The 2,258-nt window shown below is 72.3% G+C and carries 2 protein-coding genes; one reads left to right on the top strand and one right to left on the bottom strand.

The window, feature by feature from the left end:
• Positions 1-163: 163 nt before the first annotated feature.
• On the bottom strand, positions 164-514 hold the full coding sequence (locus tag ACFXMF_RS47545) for a MerR family transcriptional regulator (RefSeq protein ID WP_360313526.1): 351 nt from the start codon (positions 512-514) through the stop codon (positions 164-166).
• 148 nt (positions 515-662) lie between these two features.
• Here ACFXMF_RS47545 and ACFXMF_RS47540 point away from each other — a divergent pair, with 148 nt between their 5' ends.
• The gene (locus tag ACFXMF_RS47540) at positions 663-1,850 is read left to right on the top strand and encodes an MFS transporter (RefSeq protein ID WP_379988225.1); all 1,188 of its coding nucleotides are present in this window, start codon (positions 663-665) and stop codon (positions 1,848-1,850) included.
• The last annotated feature ends 408 nt before the right edge of the window (positions 1,851-2,258 follow it).

The raw sequence follows: 2,258 nt of genomic DNA, 5'->3' as shown, positions 1-2,258 counted from the left end.
GCACCCCGAGAGGACCGCGTCCACACGGCGGGCCCGAGGCTCGGGCGCGCGCCCGGCCGACGGAACCCGATCGCGGAACCCGATCGCGGAACCCGATCGCGGAACCCGATCGCGGAACCCGCCGTGGTCGCGTCGCAACGCACGCCGTCGAGCGACCCGGACGTCACCGGGATGTGGTCAGGTAGTCCCGGATCGCGTCGCGGTTGTGGGTCAGGCAGGCTATGCGTTCTTCGAGCTGCGCCAACTCGTTGTCAAGGAGCGCCACGAGTTCCGGCCCGGGCGAAGGCGGCAGGGTCAGCGCGCCCTGCAGACACGGGATGACCGAGCGCAACGCACGCGTCGACAGCCCCGCGTCGATCAGCCCCCGGATCTGTTGGACGCACGCTATGGCGTTGTCCGGATAGTCGCGGTAGCCGTTCTCGCTGCGGGCCGGCCGGAGCAGGCCCTGCTCCTCGTAATAGCGCAGCAGCCGCGCGCTGACGCCGGTGCGTCGCGACAACTCGCCGATCCTCATCCGCACCACCCCACGTCGCCGGATTTGACCTTCACACCGATGTGAGACTCCTAGCGTTCCGACCATGTCCAGTGAAGTGCAACCCTCGACGACCGCGCCCGTCGCGGCCACTGCTTCGAACAATCCGGCAACGCCCACCGATTCGGCCATGTCGACCGCCTCGGAGCCCAGATGGCCGCTGGGTGGGCTGCTCACCCTGTCGGCGGCGGTGTTCGTCGCCTTGACGACCGAGATGCTACCGTCCGGGCTCCTTCCGACGACGGCCCGTGACCTGGGTGTGTCCGAAGTCGCGGCCGGGTTCCTGGTGAGCGCGTTCGCGTACGCGATGGCGCTCGGCGCGATACCACTGACCGCGGCCACCCGGCGCCGGCCGCGGCGCTCGCTGATGATCGGTACGTTGGCCGGGTTCGTGGTGGTCAACGCGGCAACGGCGATTTCCGGGAGTTATCCGCTCACCCTCGTGGCCCGGGCCGTCGGAGGGCTGCTCGCAGGCGTGTTCTGGTCGATGGCGGCGGCGTACGCGGTCCGCATGGTCGCCCCCGACCGGGTCGGCCGCGCGGTGGCGATCGTCTTCGCGGGCCAAGCGGCGGCTTTGACGATCGGCATACCGCTGGGCACGGCCGTCGGGACCGCGGTCGGCTGGAGAACAGCTTTCGCGGGCCTGGCCGTGTCGGCCCTCCTCCTCGCGGTACTCGCGGCCCGCACCCTGCCCGCGTTGCCCGGTGACCGATCGATCGCGCGGGCACGCGTGATCGACGTGCTCCGGACACCCGGCGTGGTGGTCGTCGCGGGCACCACGACGGTCGTGATGCTGGGGCATTTCGCCGCGTACAGCTACATCGTGCGACTGCTGGAGCGCGCCGGCCTCGGCGAGTCCACGGTCGGATGGGTATTGCTCGCCTACGGTGCGGCCGGCGCGGTGGGCGTCGGAGCCGCGGCGGCATCGGTCGACCGTCGCCCACGCGGCGCCCTGTTGACCACTTTGGGTGTGCTGACCGCCGGTGTCCTCGCGCTCGCCCTCGCCGGCCGGCACACGGTCGCGGCGGTCGCGGCGGTCGCGGCCTGGGGCCTGGCGTTCGGGGCACTCCCCACACTCCTGCACGCGGCGGTGGTACGCGCGGCCCCCGCGACGCCGGAAGTCGCCGACGCCGTGCTGAACTCCGGCTTCAACATCGGCATAGGTACGGGTGCGATCGTCGGCGGTCGGATCCTGGCGACGGTCGGGATCGCGGCAGTGCCATGGATTGCGCTCGCCCTGATCCTGGCGGGTACGGGCGTGGCGGTGGCGGCCCGCCGTACCGGGTTCCCGAGACTGTCGAAGGACCGGGCGGGCTGACCGGCCCCGAGTTTCGGGTTCCGGGCAGCCGTCTCGCGACGACGCATGCGTGCAAACGCCGCTGTACACAGCCACCACGATCACTTCCTGCACGTCGGAATGCACGCCGCCGTCCCGCCCCGCAGGCGGGCCTGGACGGTCGATGGGTGAGTGCATGGCCGGGGCGGCCGGGGCTCGGTTCGGGTCGCGCCGGCCGAGGCCCGCCCGGCGGCGAGGGCGGCGCCGGCCAGGCACACGACCGCGGCGATGATCGCCGCGGTGTGTACGCCGTTCACGAATCCGTGGCGCGCGGCCGTCCGCAGCACGGACAGTCCTTCCGGGGCCGGGGGTGGACGGAGTCCGAAGACGTCCGGACATCGGCTCGCTACGGCGGGATCAGGCGGTGCCGGGCCGGCCCCGCCGCGCGAG

It is taken from the genome of Embleya sp. NPDC059213, from assembly GCF_042754445.1.
Lineage (GTDB): Bacteria > Actinomycetota > Actinomycetes > Streptomycetales > Streptomycetaceae > Embleya.
The sequence above is the reverse complement of the archived record's forward strand: the minus strand, read 5'-3'. Positions and strand labels throughout refer to the sequence as shown.

Coding starts and splice junctions, on each gene's coding strand:
- ACFXMF_RS47540 (WP_379988225.1), top strand. CDS start 663: ATGTCGACCGCCTCGGAGCCCAGATGGCCGCTGGGTGGGCTGCTCACC.
- ACFXMF_RS47545 (WP_360313526.1), bottom strand. CDS start 514: ATGAGGATCGGCGAGTTGTCGCGACGCACCGGCGTCAGCGCGCGGCTG.